General features: G+C 55.3%; 2 protein-coding genes. Both read right to left on the bottom strand.

Translation table 11 applies throughout. The annotated features are described in order from the left end of the window. Positions 1–4 precede the first annotated feature (4 nt). Positions 5–16,534 (bottom strand): SdrD B-like domain-containing protein, encoded by a 16,530-nt coding sequence (locus J2I47_RS00170; protein ID WP_207362524.1) that lies wholly within the window; start codon positions 16,532–16,534, stop codon positions 5–7. A gap of 1,002 nt (positions 16,535–17,536) precedes the next feature. Next, a complete protein-coding gene (locus J2I47_RS00165; protein ID WP_207362523.1) occupies positions 17,537–20,797 on the bottom strand; it encodes a hypothetical protein in 3,261 nt (1,086 codons plus the stop codon). Position 20,798 lies beyond the last annotated feature (1 nt).

Genomic DNA, 20,798 nt, shown 5'->3' with positions numbered 1-20,798 from the left:
GCTGTTAACGGTTAATCGTCATGAATCGCACGAACTGGCGACCATCACTCAATTTCACAACATAGTAGTACGTTCCGTCGGGTACACCATCCGTAGTGGCATTGCCAACCTGAATACCTGTGTTCGACTTACCGTCCCAATCGTTCTTGTAGTCCTCATTCATGTAGACCCGGTGGCCCCAGCGGTTGGTAACTTCCAGCGAAACGGTCAAACCCTGTACACCCCGGATCACGAACAGGTCGTTGATGCCATCACCGTTGGGCGAGAAGCCCTGCGGAATGAACACTGTCTGGTCAGACAGGGGCAGGTTGAGCGGCGTGGCTTCGCTTTCGTTCGGATCGGTTGGGTTGTTATTTCCGTTCAAGTCCGGATTCAACCCGTTGGTCGATACGTCGCGCAGCATTTCCGAATCAACTTTGGCTCCTGAGGTAAGCAGTCTGGCTGTGGCGTAAACGCTGTTGAAGAATAGACCCGTCTGGCCCGTTGTCGTCACGTTTATGCGTACCAGCAGCGTATCTGTTGCCCCAACCCCTAACTGACTGGTTGAGTCGCCCAGGACGATAAAGGGACTTGAGCTACCATTGAACCCTGGGTTAAGCTTAAGCTTACTACCTTTTGATGCAATTGGTGTGCCAAGAACCGTGAAGCCAGCACCCACCTGGTCGTTAAAGACCTTCGAGAGGGTATCGGCCAGGGATACATCGCGCATGGCCACCGTGCCGTAGTTTTTCACTACCACGCGGTAGGTCACATTATAGCTGCCGTTGCTCTGGCGGGCTGTGTCGCGTACCGATAGAGCAACGCCAATGTGTGACGCGCTGGGCAGACTGTTGAGCCGCACCTTCGTGCCATCGTTGTTGTTGCGCGGATCGAGGTCATTGTCGGGGTCAACGTTTGAGCCTGCGTTTGATACATCCGATACCGTTGCCGTACCGCTCATACCCGAACCTACGGCTACGTTGGTGAACGTCAGCGAGGTGGCGGCCGACATGTTTACGCGGGCTACCAGCCGTATGTATTTCACGTCTTTCACCGCCAGGCTGCTGGCTGTCGTATCGAGCATATTGGTGAGCAGACCCAAGCCGGTATAACCCGTATTGATCTTCAAACCGGCGTCGGCTGTGATGGTCACGCTCTGCACCGAAGCACCATTTCCGAATGTCTTCGATAAGTCGTCAACTACCTGTACACGCTTCAGATCGGTCGTACCCAGGTTACATACTTTGATGAGGTATGGAATATCGTAGAGCTTCTTAGCCTGGTCAATCAGTACGGGATCCCCCACTTCTTTGGCCATACCGATCAGCGCCGCTGGCAGGTCGAAACGTACGCCCGTTGGCTGGTCGATGGCGGGGAAGACAGTTGAACCTGGGTTCGACCGGTCACGTACCGTCATTGTGGTGCTTTCAGGGCGGGCTGCGCCATACACCGTGCTGTAGAACAGGCCATTGTTGCTACCCGGCTGTACGTTGACCGTGAAGGTGATCACATCCTGCTGACCAGCCGACAGCGAACTAACGCCGCTGAAGAGCAGGTAAGGCGAATCGGCTGTTCCCTTGAAGTCATCGCTCAACACCAGGCGGCTACCTACGCTCAACGTTGGTTTGCCCACCAGCGAGAAGCTTGCCGGAGCCGGGAAGGCGGCGGCCAGGGTGTCGGTCAGGCTTACGTTCGTCAGTGTGGTTGTGCCAAAGTTCTTGGCGAATATCTGGTAGGTCACGTTGTAGCTGCCATCTGCCTGCTTCTCGGTCGAGGCTACGTTTAGGGCCACACCCAACTGGCCATTCTCCTGCGTTACAGGATCAAGCTGGAAGGTAGTTGCACTCATGTTGTTGCCTGGATCGAAATCTCCGTCCGGATCAGCATCAGCACCGCTTACAGATGCGTCGCTTACCAACGTGGTGGCGTTTGCGGCTGTGGCTACTGCCGAGTTGCTGTAGCTACTGGTAGCGTCGTTCCGCACAGCCGTCAGGCTCAAGACCACCGTAGCGGTTTCGCCCGGAGCCAGTTTGCTCGTCGATGCCAGCATCTGCGTATTGGTACCCGAGCCCGTAAAGGCAGGGTTGAGGTCCAGATCGTTGGCGGCGTCGGTTGTTACTTCCGATGCCAGCACGTTGCCGGTTCCAAATGCCTCATCGAGGTTATCGGTGATACCCACGTTAGAGAGGGCATCGTCGCCATAGTTCGTTACCGTGAAGCGATAGGTGGCTACGAAGTTCTTGTCAGAAATCATAACGGGCGTACCCACCACCTCTTTAGCCAGGCCAATGATACCTGTTCGTGCGGGGGCATTGTCGCTCACCGTCACGCTCGACGTATTGTTGTCGGCGTTGGGGTCGATGAGGTCGCTGTAGGTAATACTGGCCATGTTTATCACGTCGCCTTTCTTCGTTAGGCGGGCGTTGATCTCGATAGAAGCCGATTGGTTGGCGCTCAAACTTTCAAAGCGCTTCAGGATGGCTCCGTTCGTTACTGTAAAGGCCAGCGGTGCAGTGCCCGGCACCAGTTCAAGCCCCGCCGGCAGCACGTCGCGGACGTCTACGTTGGTAGCATCATTGGGGCCAAGGTTTTTCACTGTCAGGGTGTACGTCACCATGCCACCCGTGCGCACTGCCGTGCTGCTAACCGTTTTGGTGAGTTGAATATCGGCCGTTTGCGTATTGCTGCCGCAATCGGTGATTTTCACAATCACTTTACCCGGTAGGCTCAGGCATTGGCTGACCGTGCGCTCGAAGACGTAGTATGTACCCTCACCTACGGCACTCGTCATTGGCGACCCTGACGCAGGGTCTTCGCTGATATGGTACTCGTAGGTACTGCCTGGTGTTGGCGTGATGCCAGCCAGGGCGGCGCTGAGGCTAACCGTACTAGCAGGGCATGCGTTGCGCAAATTCACTACCAGCGGTGCCGGCACCGGGGCCGCTATCATTACCGAAACGGCCTCAGATGGCACCGAGCTGCAGAGACCCTGATCAAACACCTGTACGGAATAGCTGCCGCTCTTGTCAACCACGATACTCTGGGTGGTGGCTTTGTTAGACCAGAGGTAGGTATACCCGGCTGGAGCTTCCAGTTTCACCGTTTCACCAGCGCAAAGCTGTGTAGAGCCTACAACTTTGATGACCGGCTGAATCTTGGGTCCGTTGATTGCCAGTACCATCTGGTCGCTTTGTCCCGGACAAGATGCATTATTTGAGCGAACCGAGAGCGTCAGTGTCACCTGACCTGCCTGTACGTCCGTCAGCGACGGAACGTACAGGGCAGTTGGGCTAAAGGCATTGTCGAACGTACCCGTGCCGCTGGTTTTCCACTGGGCCGTGGCATTGGTACCCGATATGACACCTGCCAGTTTGTATGACTTGGCCGCACAAATCTGGTCGTCTTTACCGGCGTTGGCCGTTACGGGGTTGTCACCGCATGGCAGTTGATCTCCGCAACCTACGATGTTCACCTGAATCATCGACGGCAGGCTGTAGCAGCCAGTGGTCGTCTTCTCAACCACGTAGTACGTACCTGACACGGTCACGTTGGTGTTAGCCAGTTTTGAAGCTGGCTCCAGCGTACTGGTCGTGTAGTACTCAAACGTTCCGCCGCTAGTAGTCACTGTACCTACACCATTGGCCAGGTTTACAGACCTGAACGGGCAGACATTGGTCAGATCCGTCGTTTTCGGCTGTGCTACTTTGGGTTGCACTATCAGCGTGAACACGTTCGACCGCTGGCTCTTGCAGTTGGTTGAGGTACAACACTGGGCCGAGTACGTAGCCGATTGAGCTGGTATAACGGTGATACTGCTACCTACCATATTGTTGCTCCAGACAGCGTATGAACCAGCAGGGCAGCCTTTGGCAGTCAGCGTTACAGGTACGCCGTAGCAGGTGCTCACGGTGCCGGTGGCATCGTTAACCGTTACCGTCGGCGTCTGTGGTGCGCCTACCGTGAGGCTACAAACGGGTGACCATGCGCTTTCGCACTTGCCAATTACGCACTTCACAGCGTATGTCGTGCTTAGTTGTGGGGTTACGACCAGACTGCTGCCGGTAGCACCGTTAGACCATAGGAAGCTGCCACCTTCACAACCTACCGCCGTCAGTGTAGCTTCGTCGCCAGCACAAACACTCGATTTGTTGCAGGCTACCGTTGGTACTGCCGGACGGGCCAGATACGAGTCAACCATCTCTGACTTGTCGCTGGTACAACCATCTATCGTGCAAGTGGCGAAGAACCAGTGGTCTGTCAGTACCGTCACTGATGCTACAGCACCCAGGGTACCATTGCTCCAGGCAATGGTGCCGTTCTCACAACCCGTGGCCGTGAATGACACCACTGTACCATAGCACTGTACGTCGCGGTTCGGACCTTTAATACCTGGCGCAGGCACGTAGTTCACTTTCGTGCGGGCGCCCGCCACGTCAAGGTCAGCGCAGAGCTTGTTGGCCTGAATCAGGTTCAGTACATCAACACCTGTAGTCACACCTGGTTTCACCACCGACAGGTCGAGGGTTTTCGGATCGTAGACCAGCGTATGGATGGTGTAGATACCGGTGGCCGTGGCAGGAACCGCAAATGACGGTGTATTGCTCGTTTGCTGGATGACCAGTTCTGACCCTTTCGTGAGTACGTACACAACCGAGTAGCCTGTTGGCACTACGCGGCCACCGTTGTCAGTAGCAGAGAGCGTTACTGTGGTCAGACTCGATGCACACACGGCCGATGTTGAGGCAACCAGCGTACCGGCTTTTGCAGCACAGTTGTCTGGTCCTTTCTCCTTGATGGTGATCGCCACCGCCGGATCGGTTGTGCAGCTACGGTAGCGGCAGGTAGCGTTGTAGAAGCTGACAGCCGCCGTCGGCGTGATCACGATCACGCTACCAATCTGGTTGTCGCTCCAGGTTACTACACCTCCCACAGGGCAACCCGCGGCCGTCAGCGTCACTGATTCACCCAGGGTGATTTCGGTCTTCGAAGCCGAAATATCGAGCGGTTTCAGCGGTACCACCGTGATGGTATACAGTTGCGATGGCGCGCTGGTGCAACCACTGGCTTCTTTGCAGATTACCGAGTAGCTGGTTGTTACCGTTGGCGTCACCGTGATGGTTGTTTTACCATTGTCGGCGGCACCTGTGCTCCACAACGACGAACCGGTGCAGTTCTGGATCGTCAGATCAACTGATTCGCCTAGGCAGATAATGCTCGTGCTGCAAACCACAGTGGGCGCTGGTGGCGTAGACAGGTTGATCTTGATGGTGCGAGACTGCGGGCTACCACACTTGTCGGCCTGTTTGCAGATAGCGTAGAAGCTGTTTACTTCAGCCGTTGGCGTCACCATAATCGACGCACCCGTCATGTTGTTGCTCCACATCACCGTGCCCGTGCAGCCGCTGGCGGTCAGCGTAACGCTGCTACCGTTGCAGACAGCCGTACTTGAGGCCACGATGGTTGGGGCAGTACCAGCTGTTTTCACAATCACCTTCACTACGTTCGACGCGCCGCTGATGCAGTTGCCGTCAACTACGCAGGTGGCCGTATAGTCGGTGTTTACCCCTGGCATCACCACAACAGTGCGGCCTGTCAGGTCTGTATTCGTCCAGCGTACTGTGCCGTTGGCGCAGCCTTCAGCCACTGTCAGCGTTACCGACTCACCAGCGCAGATGGCTGTGTTCGGGATGGCGCGGATGGTTGGTGCCTGTGGCTTACCAACCGTGACAGCTACGGACTTCGACGGATCGCTTACGCAGTCGCGCACTTTGCAGGTAGCGTAGAAGCTTTCCGATGCAGTCATCGTCACTGAAATCACGCTACCCGTCATGCTGTTGCTCCACTTCACGGCCCCTTCACAACCGCTGGCGGTCAGGCTTACCGTGCCACCTACGCAGATGGACGTAGTGCTGGCCGTTACTGTTGGAATCACGTTCGGAATAATACGGATCCTGTAATCGTTCGAGCGTGGGCTGTTGCAGTTGGCGCCATTGCTACAGAATACTGAGTAGCTGTTGTTGCCCTGCGTAGGCGTCACCGTGATACTTGCGGTGGTTTCGCCCGTGCTCCAGTGTGGCGTACCCGTGCAGTTTTGGGCTGTCAGAGTAACCGTTTCGCCGGGACATACTTCCGTTGTGCTGCAAATCACCGTTGGTTTCGGCAGGTCGTTACCTACCTTAATCAGCTTCTCAGCGGCTTTGCCGTAACAGTTATTCACGCGGCATTGGGCGGTAATGAGGGTCTCGCCAGAGATGGTCAGCGATACGACGCTGCCTACCATGCTGTCTGACCAGTACACCGTGCCATTCTCGCAGCCGACGGCCGTGAGGCTAACCACACCACCCACGCAGACCTTGTCGGCACTGGCAAGAATGGTTGGCTTCGGCGCATCTGTTACTGTCACCTTAATTGTATTCGACATACCGCTGGTGCAGGCACCAATCACACACGAAGCCGAGTAGACCGTAGTGGCGGTTGGCGTTACCGAGATGCGGTTGCCCGTCATGCCGTTGCTCCACGTAATGGTACCGTCGCAGTCGCGGGCTGTCAATACCGTCGACTCCCCTTCACCGCACAGGGCCGTTACGGCACAGGCAATGGTTGGCGGGTTCACAGCGCATTGATCCACCATGATCCGGGCGGCCGAGACGTTGTCTTCCGGCATGTTTGGATCGTTGTCCGGGCTATCTATGGTGGCCGTGTTGGTCAGCATACCAGTACCTTTCACGCGGGCCTGAACGATCAGGTTGCGATCTGAGCCATTCGTCAGCGTGCCCACCGTCCAGACACCCGTTCCGGCGTTGAATTCAGCCGCAGGTGTGGCGCTCACAAATTCGAGCGAAGCTGGCAGCAGGTCAGATACCGTCACGCTCTTGGCCGTTATCGGGCCGTTGTTCTTGGCCAGGATACCGTATGATACGAAGTCGCCTATCTTGTATGGGCCAGCCGTCAGCACCGTTTTCACCACTGCCAGGTCGGCCAGACAGGTTGCTTTCACAGTCACGACTACCTCTACTTTCGTCAGGCTCACGCAGCCGGCAGCACTTACGGCCTCGGCCAGGTACGTTGTCGATGCCGTTGGTGTCACTGTCAGCGGCTTGCCATTCATCGACGTGCCGACCAGTATACCCGTGGCCTTGTTGTACCAGTTGATCTTACCGTTCGATGCCGTGAAACCAAACAGTTTGGTGCTGCCACCTTTGCACAGAATCTCGTCTTCACAAGCAGCGCCGAGCGGTGCCTCCGGCCGTGGACTGATGGCCACTACCACCGAACTCTTAGCCGGCACACAGTAGCCAGAACCGTCCGGATCGTTGGTCATCACCGCAAACTGTACCGTACCCGCCGCGATGTCAGCCGCCGACGGCATGTAGTAGGCTGTCAGGCTGTTGGCCATTGTCAGCGTACCCGTGCTGGTACTTGTAGACGTCATCCAGGTCACACCCGTTGCCGAGCCGCCCATGCTGGCGATCAGCGTAATAGGGCCACCGGCGCAGGCTGAGCCAGAGGTGAGCGTGGTCGATACCACGGCCAGGTTTGTGCAGCGGCAGTCGATCTGATTCACCGTCAGCACCGTTGGGTAGCTGTAGCAGCCAAACTTAGACCGCTCGAAGAGGAAGTACTCACCCGCCGACACCGCCGTCAGGTTCGTGACCAATGGGCTGGTTTCGCTCTTACCCGTGTGCCATTCCAGTGTGCTGCCTGGCAGAGGAACGTTGTTGAGCTTCACCTTCGTCAGATCATAGAATGCATCCTGACAAACGTTGACTTCCTTAATGCACGATGGCGTGTTCGGGCGGGCATTCACGATGATCGTGACGGGCTTGCGTTCGCTCTTGCAACCATCGGCCGTTTCAGCCTCTACGTAATAGGTCGTCGTAGTCGATACATCAACCGGCACCGTCTGCCCGCTGGCTGATGTGAACGCTACGGCATCGCCAATAGCGGCGAGGTACCAGCGAATCACGGTTGCCCCAGAAGCAGTGGCACTAACCGACGTCATGTCGCCAACGCAGATGCTGCTGTTGGTGGCCGAAGCAACCAGTACCAGCGGCGTAGAACATTTGGCTTTCACACCCGCATCAATCGTCAGGTTGTCGCGACCCACGTTGCCCAGTGCCAGGCTGGTACTGATGGGAATCACGTCGCTTAAGCCGTCGGCACCGGGGTTACTGTCGATGCCACGATCACCACCCTGCGTCTGAAGAGTAAAGACCTCACCAGTTGGCAGTGTGAATTTCACTTTATAGTTGCCAGCAATTAATTGGGTGAACAAGTAATAACCGCTGCCATCCGTCACCGTCTCGTCGAGCGGGTTGGTGAGGTCGGTAGACGTGAAGAGTTGAACCTTCACGTTCGGAATACCCGTTGGGCCATCGTCTTGCAGACCGTTGTTATTAGTGTCTCGCCATACGTAGTTACCAATAGACCCGTAAGGTACAATACCTGCGTCGATGGTCAGGTTAACCCGTGCTGTGCTTGAGATCGGCTGCGTTACATCGATGGTAATCAGGTCTGACAGACCGTCGGCACCTGCATCGCTGTCGAGATCGGTTGGTACACCATTGCGGTTCTTTGTCGTGAAGACGCTACCAACCGGCGCGGTGAATTTCACCGTATACTGACCTGATCCTAACCCACTAAACAGGTACTTGCCATTCGCATCTGTCAGTGTTGTCCGGATGGCTGAACCACTCTGGAACAAGGTTATCAGCAGATTTGGCACGCCTGGCTCACCCACTGGGGCTTGTTGACCATCGCTGTTGTAATCAAACCACACAAAGTCACCGATGGCGCCAAGTTGTGGTAGGAAGCCTGCATCGACAGAGGTGTTGCTCTCACCCGACGACAAGGTCAGGCTTGGCGCACGACCCGTGATGGGGTCAGCATCTGAATCGAGACCATCGAAACCAACGTTGGCCGAGGTGGCGTCGAAACCGGCGGGCTTGGCAAAACCTACCTGGTAAACATTTGTCGTACCCGGAGCCAGACCTGTGAAGCTGTATGCGCCTGAACCATTTGTGGTTGTTGTTGCCACAGCCGAACCATTCAGGTAGAGTGTCACTACCACACCTGGCATTGGCGCATCGCCTGCGTTCTGCACCCCATCGCGGTTGTTGTCAACAAAGACATAGTCGCCCAGTGAAGCAGGCCGGTAGAAGCCCGCATCGATAGTTAAGTTGTACTCTTCCGAAGCGAGCGTTACCGTCTGGCTAAAGCCGGTGGTCACATCGGCGTCCGAGTCTTTCGTATCGTCACCCAGGTTGGCCGCCGTTGGCGTGAAACCAGCTGGTTTGCCGAAGCCTACATAATAAGGCGTTCCTGGCGTGAGACCCGTGAAACTGTACATGCCCGACGAACTGGTTAGCGTAGTGGCAACAGCCGAGCCATTCGTGTACAAAGTCACCAGTACGTTTGGAATTGGCATGTCGCCTGCATCCTGTGTCCCGTTGGCATTCTTGTCTTCAAACACGTAGTCACCTAAACCAGCCGACTGTGGTGCGTAGCCGGCATCGATGGTAGTGTTGCTTTCGCCATTGCTCAGCGTGAAGCCAGTCGTGCGGCCCGTGACCGGATCAGGATCTGAGTCGAGCGTTGGGTTACCACCTACACCTGCCGTGGTCGTGTTGAAGCCCGATGGCTTGGCAAAACCTACTGAGTAGGTGTTACTGCTGCCCGGCGTCAGACCCGTAAAGCTGTAGGCACCGTTGACGTCGCTCATCGTGGTCGCCACGGCTGAACCGTTTTGGTACAGTGTGATGATCACACCCTGAAGCGGTTTGTCACCCGGCGTTTGGGTGCCACTCTTATCAGTGTCGACAAATACGTAATCACCGATAGAGGCCGTGCGGAAGAAGCCAGCGTCGAGTGTGGAATTGAACTCACCCGGAGCCAGGGTCACTGACTGGGTTTTGCCCGTTGCCCCATCGGCGTCTGAATCAGCCGTGTCCGAACCTACGTTCGACAGCGTTGGCCCAAAGCCCGCAGGCTTGGCAAAACCAACCACATAATTGTTAGCAGGACCTGACGTCAGACCAGTGAAACTGTACAGGCCAGCACCATTGGTCGTGGTCGTCGCCACGGCTGAACCGTTTAGGTAAAGCGTTACCAGTACCCCTGAGATCGGCACGTCGCCGCCGTTCTGAATACCGTCCAGATTTTTGTCTTCAAATACATAGTCACCCAAACCCGCCGTTGGCTGGTAGAAACCCGCGTCCACCGTGCTGTTGGTCTCGCCCGAGGTCAGCGTTACACTGCCCGACTTACCCGTAAGTGGGTTGACATCCGAATCCAGGGCCTTGTCCGTACCCGACAATGGGCTGGTTGCGCTGTAGCCCGCAGGCGGCGTAAAGCCGACCACATAGCTGTTTGCCGCCCCTGGCGTGAGGCCCGTGAAGCTGTAGAGCCCCGAGGCGTTGGTCGTCGTGGTGGCCACGGCACTGCCGTTCTGGTAGAGCGTCACCACCACCCCGGCAAGCGGCGTGTCACCTGCATTCTGCACCCCATCGCGGTTCACGTCGGTAAAGACATAGTCGCCCAGCGAAGCTGGCTTGTAGAAACCAGCATCCACTGTCGGGTTAAACTCGTTCGGCGCTAGAATATAACCTTCGGTTAAGTTCAATGCTTTAGCCCAGTCCGACACATAAGCGTGATTCGCATCTGAGTCTTTAGTGTCGTTACCCACATTGGCAACCGTTACAGTATAGCCAGCCGGGGTACCAAATCCAACAGAGTACGATACGCCGGGAGTTAACCCTGTAAAGCTGTAAAGGCCATTTATATCTGTTGTAGTCGTTTTGATAGCTTCACCAACACTATACATAGGTGACTGCATAGCATACAGCGTCACTACTACACCCGGAATAGGCACGTCGCCCGCATCCTGGATGCCGTTGACGTTCTTGTCCTCAAAGACATAGTCGCCCAGGCCCGCCGTCAACTGATAGAAACCAGCGTCGAAGGTTGTATTGCTCTCACCCGAGGTCAGCGTTACGCTACCTGTCAAGCCCGTGATTGGGTTAGCATCTGAGTCCAGTGCTTTATCTGTACCCGACAAGGGTGTGGTAGTGCTGAAGTTGGTGGGCGTAGTGAAACCAACCTGGTACACATTGGCTGCCCCCGGCGTCAGACCCGTGAACGAATACAGACCCGAAGCATTCGTGGTCGTGGTCGCTACGGCACTGCCGTTTTGGTAGAGCGTCACTACCACACCTGCTAGTGGTGTATCACCCCCATTCTGGACGCCGTCTTTATTGGTATCATTGAAGACGTAGTCACCAATGGAAGCAGGCCGGAAGAAGCCAGCATCGACTGTCGGGTTGAACTCGTTGGCGCTCAGGCTGTAAGCCCCTGTCAGGCCCGTGATGGGGCTGGCATCCGAGTCAGCCCCGTCACCTGCCGTACCCGAGAGCACGTTGGCCAGCGTGGGCACAAAGCCCGCGGGCTTGCCGAAGCTCACCGTGTAGGATACGCCCGGCGTGAGGCCCGTGAAGGAGTAGAGACCCGACGCACTCGTGGTGGTTGTGCCCACGGCCGAGCCATTCGTGTACAAGGTTACTAGTACGTTTGGAATAGGCATGTCGCCCGCATCCTGGATGCCGTTGGCGTTCTTGTCCTCAAAGACATAGTCGCCCAGGCCCGCCGTCGGCTGGTAGAAACCAGCGTCTAGTGTCGTGTTGTTTTCACCTGGCAGCAAGGTTACGCTCTGCGTCATACCCGTAATCGGGTTAGCATCGCTGTCGGCAGTGTCGCTGCCTACATTCGTCAGCGTCGCCGTCATATTGGCCGGTGTTGTGAACCCAACTACGTAGTTGCGGTTGTTACCCGGATTCAGACCCGTGAAACTGTAGAGACCACTGATGTCTGTCAATGTTGTTGCAACGGCGGTACCATTCAGATACAGTGTCACTTTGACACCTTGAATTGGTGCGTCACCTGCATTTTGAATACCGTCCTTGTTGTTATCCAGGAAAACGTAGTCACCCAGGCTAGCCATTACCGGCGAATCGTGCGGTGGCTCTTCAGTTGGCATAAATCCAGCGTCGAGCGTGGAGTTAAACTCACCTATGGCCAGCGTAACCGACTGAGAACGTCCCGTGATTGGATCGAGGTCACTATCAATGGTACCGTCCGACCCTACGTGAGCCATAGTAGCCGTCAGACCAAGCGGCGTAGTGAAGCCCACTGAGTAGCTAATGCTGCTGCCCGGCGTCAGACCCGTAAAGCTATAGAAGCCATCAGGGTTCGTCAGCGTGGTTGCTACTGCGCTGCCATTCTGGAACAGGGTCACCAGGATATCCTCAAGCGGAAAATCGTCAGGTGTTTGCAGACCGTCCTTATCTGTATCAAAGAACACATAGTCGCCCAGACCCGCCGTTGGCTGGTAGAAACCCGCGTCCACCGTGCTGTTGGTCTCGCCCGAGGTCAGCGTTACACTGCCCGACTTACCCGTAAGTGGGTTGACATCCGAATCCAGGGCCTTGTCCGTTCCTGACAATGGGCTGGTTGCGCTGTAGCCCGCAGGCGGCGTGAAGCCGACCACATAGCTGTTTGCCGCCCCCGGCGTGAGGCCTGTGAACGAATACAGCCCCGAGGCGTTGGTCGTCGTAGTGGCCACGGCACTGCCGTTCTGGTAGAGCGTCACCACCACCCCGGCAAGCGGCGTGTCGCCCGCATTCTGCACCCCATCGCGGTTCACGTCGGTAAAGACGTAGTCGCCCAGCGAAGCTGGCTTGTAGAAACCAGCATCCACCGTCGAGTTGAACTCGGTGGCGCTCAGGCTGTAAGCCCCCGTCAGGCCCGTGATGGGGCTGGCATCCGAGTCAGCCCCGTCACCTGCCGTACCCGAGAGCACGTTGGCCAGCGTGGGCACAAAGCCCGCTGGCTTGCCGAAGCCCACTGTATAGGATACGCCCGGCGTGAGGCCGGTGAAGGAGTAGAGACCCGAGGCGCTCGTGGTGGTTGTGCCCACGGCCGAGCCATTCGTGTACAAGGTTACCAGTACCCCTGAGATTGGCATGTCGCCCGCATCCTGGATACCATTGGCGTTCTTGTCCTCAAAGACATAGTCGCCCAGGCCCGCCGTCAACTGATAGAAACCAGCGTCGAAGGTTGTATTGCTCTCACCCGAGGTCAGCGTTACGCTACCTGTCAAGCCCGTGATTGGGTTAGCATCTGAGTCCAGTGCTTTATCTGTACCCGACAAGGGTGTGGTAGTGCTGAAGTTGGTGGGCGTAGTGAAACCAACCTGGTACACATTGGCTGCCCCCGGCGTCAGACCCGTGAACGAATACAGACCCGAAGCATTCGTGGTCGTGGTCGCTACGGCACTGCCGTTTTGGTAGAGCGTCACTACCACACCTGCTAGTGGTGTATCACCCCCATTCTGGACGCCGTCTTTATTGGTATCATTGAAGACGTAGTCACCAATGGAAGCAGGCCGGAAGAAGCCAGCATCGACTGTCGAGTTGAACTCGTTGGCGCTCAGGCTGTAAGCCCCCGTCAGGCCCGTTGTTGGGTTGGCATCTGAGTCAGCTGTGTCCGAACCTACATTAGCGATGGTCGCGACAAAGCCCGCGGGTTTGCCGAAGCCTACCGTGTAGGATACGCCCGGCGTGAGGCCCGTGAAGGAATACAAGCCGCTAACGTCTGTTAGCGTTGTACCCACGGCCGAACCATTTGAATACAAGGTTACCAGTACCCCTGAGATTGGCATGTCGCCCGCATCCTGGATGCCATTGGCGTTCTTGTCTTCAAAGACATAGTCACCCAAACCAGCTGTGAGGCGGAAATAACCCGCATCGACAGAGGTATTACTCTCACCCGATGTCAGCGTCAACGTCTGGGTCAAGCCTGTAACCGGATCAGCATCCGAATCCAGCCCGTCAGAGCCAATATTGGCCGACGTGCTGCTGAAGTTCGTTGGTGCCGTGAAACCTACCTGATACACATTACCTGCACCGGGGGTTAGGCCCGTAAATGAGTAAGCGCCCGAAGCATCCGTTGTGGTTGTACCCACAGCCGAACCGTTCAGGTATAATGTCACGAGTACACCCGAAATCGGCGAGTCACCAGCATTCTGTACTCCGTCTTTGTTAGTATCATTAAATACGTAGTCACCAATGGAAGCGGGTTTCACATAACCGGCGTCAATAGTAGCGTTGAACTCATCCGCCGCCAGCGTTACTGACTGCGACTTGCCCGTTACCAGATCAGCGTTTGAATCTTTTGCTGCATCGGTACCCGACAGTGGCGTGGTTGTAGCAAAACCGGCTGGCTTGGCAAAGCCTACCACGTAGCTGTTGCTGCTACCCGGTGTCAGGCCAGTGAAACTATAGAAGCCTGCAGCGTTGGTTGTGGTCGTCGCCACAGCGGATCCATTCTGGAACAGAGTTACCAATACACCCTGAATGGGCAGGTCGCCACCGTTTTGAATACCGTCAGCATTCTTGTCCTCAAATACATAGTCGCCCAGACCCGCTGTCGGCTGATAGAAACCAGCGTCTACCGAGGTATTGCTCTCCCCAGAGGTTAAGGTCAACGTCTGGGTCAGGCCCGTAACCGGATCAGCATCTGAGTCCAGCCCGTCGGAGCCAACATTGGCCGAAGTAGAGGCCAGCCCCGCCGGTTTGGCAAAGCCTACCTGATAGACATTAGCCGCCCCCGGCGTGAGGCCCGTGAACGAATACAGACCCGAGGCGTTGGTCGTCGTGGTGGCCACGGCACTGCCGTTCTGGTAGAGCGTCACCACCACCCCTGGCAGCGGCGTGTCACCCGCATTCTGCACCCCATCGCGGTTCACGTCGGTAAAGACATAGTCGCCCAGCGAAGCCGGCTTGTAGAAACCAGCATCCACCGTCGAGTTAAACTCGTTGGCGCTCAGGCTGTAAGCCCCCGTCAGGCCCGTGATGGGGTTGGCATCCGAGTCAGCCCCGTCACCTGCCGTACCCGAGAGCACGTTGGCCAGCGTGGGCACAAAGCCCGCTGGTTTGCCGAAGCCCACTGTATAGGATACGCCCGGCGTGAGGCCCGTGAAAGAGTAGAGACCCGAGGCGCTCGTGGTGGTTGTGCCCACGGCCGAACCGTTTGAATACAAGGTTACCAGTACCCCTGAGATTGGCATGTCGCCCGCATCCTGGATACCATTGGCGTTCTTGTCCTCAAAGACATAGTCACCCAGGCTCGCCGTCGGCTGGTAGAACCCGGCATCGACCGAGGTATTGCTCTCCCCAGAGGTTAAGGTCAACGTCTGGGTCAGGCCCGTAACAGGGTCTGCATCCGAGTCCAGCCCATCAAAACCAACGTTGGCCGATGTTGAGGCGAAGCTAGCTGGTGTAGCGAACTTCACCTGATATACGTTGGCTGCGCCGGGGGTCAGGCCCGTAAATGAATAGGCACCCGCCGCGTCGGAAGTTGTTGTCGCAACGGCTGATCCATTTTGATATAAGGTAACCAGTACGCCCTGAATGGGGGTATCACCGGCGTTCTGAACACCGTCCTTGTTCTTATCATTAAAAACGTAGTCGCCCAGTGAGGCGGGCTTGATGTAGCCAGCGTCCAGATCCGGATTAACCTCACCGGGGGCCAGTGTAACCGATGCGGTCTTGCCCGTGATGGGGTTCACATCCGAATCAACTGCGCCATTGCCGCCCACCAACGGGGAAGCTGCGGTAAAGCCTGTCGGCGTGGTAAACCCAACGGCGTAGCTATTGCTGCTGCCAGGAGTGAGGCCCGTAAACGAGTAAAGGCCCGACGCGTCGGTTGTGGTCGTAGCTACCGCGCTACCATTTTGGTAAAGTGTTACCAATACGCCCTGAATAGGCAGGTCACCACCGTTTTGAATACCATCGGCATTTTTGTCTTCAAACACATAATTGCCCAAACCCGCTGTTGCGCCAGGCTGGACGATGATGTTACAGCAGTTGCTGACAGGGCAGGCATTGCGGGTGGCAGCAAACGAGAAAATACCGGGCCCTTTAATGACCAGGTTCCCGTTTGCATCTACACTTGCTACCGTGCTCGACGCTGATACGGGTTGGCCACCGGCCAGCCAGGTAAAGCTGGTGAAGCCCGTTGGCTTGTCGACGGTGTATTCATCACCGGGGTACCAGGTGATAGGTACCGAGAAGCAGGCATTATCATAATCGTCTTCCAGCAGATCACCGTTGCCTGGAACCGAGTTAGCATCGGTGCCATCCATCGACTTCACTTCAGCGGCGTTGAAGGCAACGCCCTCGGCGTCTACCCGCGCTGATACCAGCAACGTTACAGTTTGGCTGGGAGCAATGGAGCCAATAGTCCAGATACCCAGCCCTGTAGCAGCAGTTGAACTATACGTACCGACCGACGCCGTTGAGGACAGTACGGTGCTATAGCCCATTGCCATTGAATCACTCACCACTACGCTGGTGGCTGTAGCCGAACCAGTGTTAGTGACGGCTACCGTATACGTAACCACCTGACCTAAGGCCGGCGAGGCGTTACTGATTGATTTGGTGAGGCTTAAGTTAACCTGACTGCCTGTTTGCGCAAATGCACCCGTAAGCAGTCCGGTCAATGACAGCAATCCTGCGAGTGCGAGCTGGCGGTGTAACTTTCCACCTACGCGTTGCGGGCGGTCTGGTATGGCTAAAAACGCCAGTAAATAGGCTAAACAAGAGCCTATTCGGTGCCAGACTTGGTTTAGTAGAGATTGATTCATTGCAAGTGGACTTAATAAGAGACTTAAAAATTTGATCAGCGGTGGGTGTCTGAATCGTTTATCGGGTGGTTCAGCCTGGTGAGTTGGCTTTTGGGCCCCGGTATGCTGTCTTCGTGCATGAGCACGGCGGGCTGTAGCAGCCAGAAAGGCTGGTTGGTTTTGAGTAGAAAATCGCCAGACAGGCAGAATGCACAAAATCTGTGCGGCCACCTGCCGAAGAAACTGAAGCAGCTTGCTTCCAACGGCATAGGCCATGGCGTAATTCCGGGGCATATTCTGTTCTGAATACGTCCGAATCGGGCCGGATATCAGCGTAGAGATTACATTCATCTGCAACTAATTTGTGGCGGTTAATTCACTAGTGATCTCCCTACAGACGCAGTCAATTATTTGACTGCCCCCCCCACAAAAGTCACGGGCTGCTAGTCTGAATGGTTTGTATGAATTGCACACTGTCACGTTTATCTAAAACTATGCCAAAGGACAGGTCGGTCATGTCAATTCACTGCATACCTTAATAATCTACTCATATTAAGCCCATTATGGTATTTTCCCCTAGTGCCCATTTTAAATGACAAACGGCGGAAGAAGCTAATATTCAGCGAATTCTGTATGTGCCTGAGTTTTGGCCATTTAGCTAAAACTATGCCAAAGAGGCCAATCTTAACCGCCCCCACTACGTTCCGCAGGCTGCTGCGGGACTGGCAACAGAGCTTCATAATGTATGAATTCTGACGTTTATAAACTGAGTAAATATGCTCTGTATACGTTCAGGGGTTAAACAATAGCAAACAGGGGTCAACAAAAAATGCCCCGTTCTCACGGGGCATTTTTTGTTTCTTAAGAAAGTATACTTTTTCAAAAATCGTAACCTAACGTCAGGTACGCAATGGGCTTATTAACTACATTATTTTCCAGCCCCCAAGCATAATCGAACTTCACATAGTACCCCAGTAACATAGTACGGGCACCCACGCCATAACCAATCAGGAATGGATTTTTAAAGTTTGTGACCTTGGCCCGGAAGGGACTGCTGCTACCCACCGGAGCCTCAATGATAGTTGTATTTAAACTGTTCTCACGGCTAAGCGGACCACTGCCGCCAGTCCAGGCGGTGCCGATATCGCTGAAGCCCACGAACTGTAGATTGCGCAAAAAATTGGAGGTGATATTGCCCTGATACAGCAGCCGGACAAGGGGAAAGCGTAGTTCAGCATTAGCCAGTAAATGACTTGTACCTGTCACTTTTCCGAGGGCAAACCCACGCAATGGAGCCACAAATTCCAGGAAAAAAGCATTGCGTACGTTGTAGCCAACAGGCAATAACAGCGGGTTACGAGCCGTCTGCTCTTTGCTGTTATTGATCCAGTTTTCCATGCCGCCCAGCACACTCTCTTTGGGTGCTGCCCCCCCCGACTGACTATACGACAGGCGTACCGCCAGTACGAGATCACGGTAAATGCGCTGATAATGACGTACATCGGCGGTGATCCGGTTGAACGATTCGCGCGCTGACTGCAGACCCGCGTAGTTGTCGTAACGGAGTTTGAAGCGGGTGCCTTCCAGCATGTTCATACCGTTGATTTTGGTATTGTCAAATACCACCTCGGCCCGTGCCCCGGCATAGTCCGACACCCGGTCGGGTTTACCCTGAAACGACAGATCGATCTGCCGGGTCATGGTGAAGTTGGGCGACAGGCTGAATCGGGTATTCACCGAAATGGGGTACGAGGCCGTCAACGCCACCCGGTTGTAACGGTAACGCTGACTGAATTCGTTGGCATCGACAAACAGCGTGTTCCTGTCTACGCGAACGCCAAAATCAACACGGTGGGTTAAGTTCTGGTACTCAAACCAGAGGTCACTGTTCCGCAACTGGTTGGCAGTAACAAAGAAGCCAGCCTTAACGATGTGGTTTTCGAGCAAATCGTTTAAGGCAATGTTCTGCGAATACCCAAATCCCCGGATTGGGTCGACCCGAAAAGCCGACTTGGAATCGTTGACCACAAACAGGCCATTGTAACCAAAAGGCCCCCGAACAGTCACGTTCTCACGGCGGCGGGAACGTGGTAGCGCCGAATTTAGGCCTGACGACGTACCAACGGTACTGGCCGCTGTGCGCCGCTGCCGGTACTCAGCAGCCTTCAACACGTCGGGATCAAATTCATAATTGTCGGTATCTACCTCGCCGGGGGCCAACACCATCCGGGGGGGCGCTGGCGAAGCAACAGCACTTTGGGTTTGTGGGGCAGCCGTAGTCACGGTGTCACGGCGAGAAACAGTTGTTGTATCACGCCCGGCTACTGGGGCCGTTTTAACCACTGGTCTTACATTCAATCCCAGGCTGGTAGCTCGCTGGGTTACAGGCACGTCGGCGGGAGATTCTGTCAGTTTAGCACGGTAACCAATGTGAATCGACCCGTTTTGCATCGCACTATACACAAACCCGCCGTTGGCAGGTACGTAGTCATAATGCATAATACTGGTAGGCATGGCTGCCACTACGGCGTCGGTCTGTTCTTCTATTGACCGTTTGTAGAGCATCCGAATACCGTTGCGGTCCGACAGGTAATACACCTGATTTTCGCCTAGTGGCACTGGCATAGTTGCCCGTGCGAGCGAATCTGTAATGCGACGAACCGACGTATTGCGGGGAGTAGCCTCCATAGTGTACAGGCTAAACTGATCGCGAATGGTCTTATACGACCCTTTGTCAACGTTGAGCGTATCGGCAAACCGGTTCGACGAGAACACAATCTGCCGACCCGACCGACCCACGAAACGCGGGTTCAGGTCGTCGTAAAGGTCATTGGTCAGCTGCTGATAGTTATTACGGTTCAGGCTGTAGAGAAACAGATCGGTCTGCCCCTTCCGAACACCACTCATAATCAGGCTGCCGCCATCGGCCGACGCGTCGATACTGCTGATCTGCGATAACCCGCTGATGCTTTGATTCAGAACCAGTTTCGGACGCTTGTCGAGATTGGCATATATATATAGGTATGGATGTCCGCGTTCTTCCACCAGAATCACCAGCCGGTTGTCGCGCTGCCAGGAAACCAATGGTGTGTTGGGGCGGTAGCTTATGCCATCGAGCCGGTAGCCACCCGTCAGTAGGGAGAATGATTTCTTGGTCGTTGTGTTTACCACGTCAACCTTGTATTTGCCATCACGAACAGTTGAATAAGCGAAATACTGCTTGTCGGGACTTAATTTCAGGCTGTTTAATTGAACGGGCGTTTTAGAACTGGATAAATTGATCCGGAAATCGTCCGCATTAGTTTTAAAGGAGTTTGTAAATGGGTTTGCCTGATTGGTGTAATAGTCGCGCCAGTCGCGGAGGAAGCGGTTGTAGGGTATGCCCAGCGTGCTTTGGATGCTGCTTTGCTCATTGCGAATGATCCGGGTCAGGTTCAGGATATTCGAGATGTTATCCCGCCCATATTTCTGACCAATGTAATTCCAGATAGACTGTCCCACCCGCTCTGCGTCGATGCCGGTCAGGTTAGAAGGTTTGCGGATGGGCCGGTTGATCGATGCGTCACGGATGTAATCGTCCAGTTCGGCACTCCACCCCTCGGCCACATAGGCAGCCATACCGGGCATAAACCAGTCGGGCAGGGTCAGGAGGAGTGAACTCTGGAGGGCATCCTTTAAGCTACCGCCGTAGAGCATGTCATAGACGTAGAGCATCGATACATCGCGGATGAGCTGTTTCCGAAAGCTAACCTGATCGCCGGTGAAGGCCAGTTCCACCCGCGATTTCGACAGGTCCAATTCCTTCCGGTTCAGGTCGCCCAGGGGTGCCGCGCCAATGTTACTTTGGGCCAGTTCCTGCGGAGAGTTATATAAAAACAGTTTGATCCGATTGTAAGGGGTGTAACCCAGCAGTTCGGTGATCCGGTCGAAATCGGACTCAGCATACTGAGCAGCCAGGTTGGCAATCTGCTCACCATCTTCGTAGAAATAGATTTCGAAGTTCGACGTACGCACAATTTTCCAGTCGAACGTGCGGTATTGAATCCGGTTTTTGCCGAACTGTTCCATCGAGGGGTAATTCTGCGCAACAGCTGCGGTCCCCAGCCCCAGACACAACATGATGAGATATAACTGACGCATA

The organism is Fibrella rubiginis (assembly GCF_017353185.1).
Lineage (GTDB): Bacteria > Bacteroidota > Bacteroidia > Cytophagales > Spirosomataceae > Fibrella > Fibrella rubiginis.
This window is presented reverse-complemented; position numbering and strand designations above follow the sequence as displayed.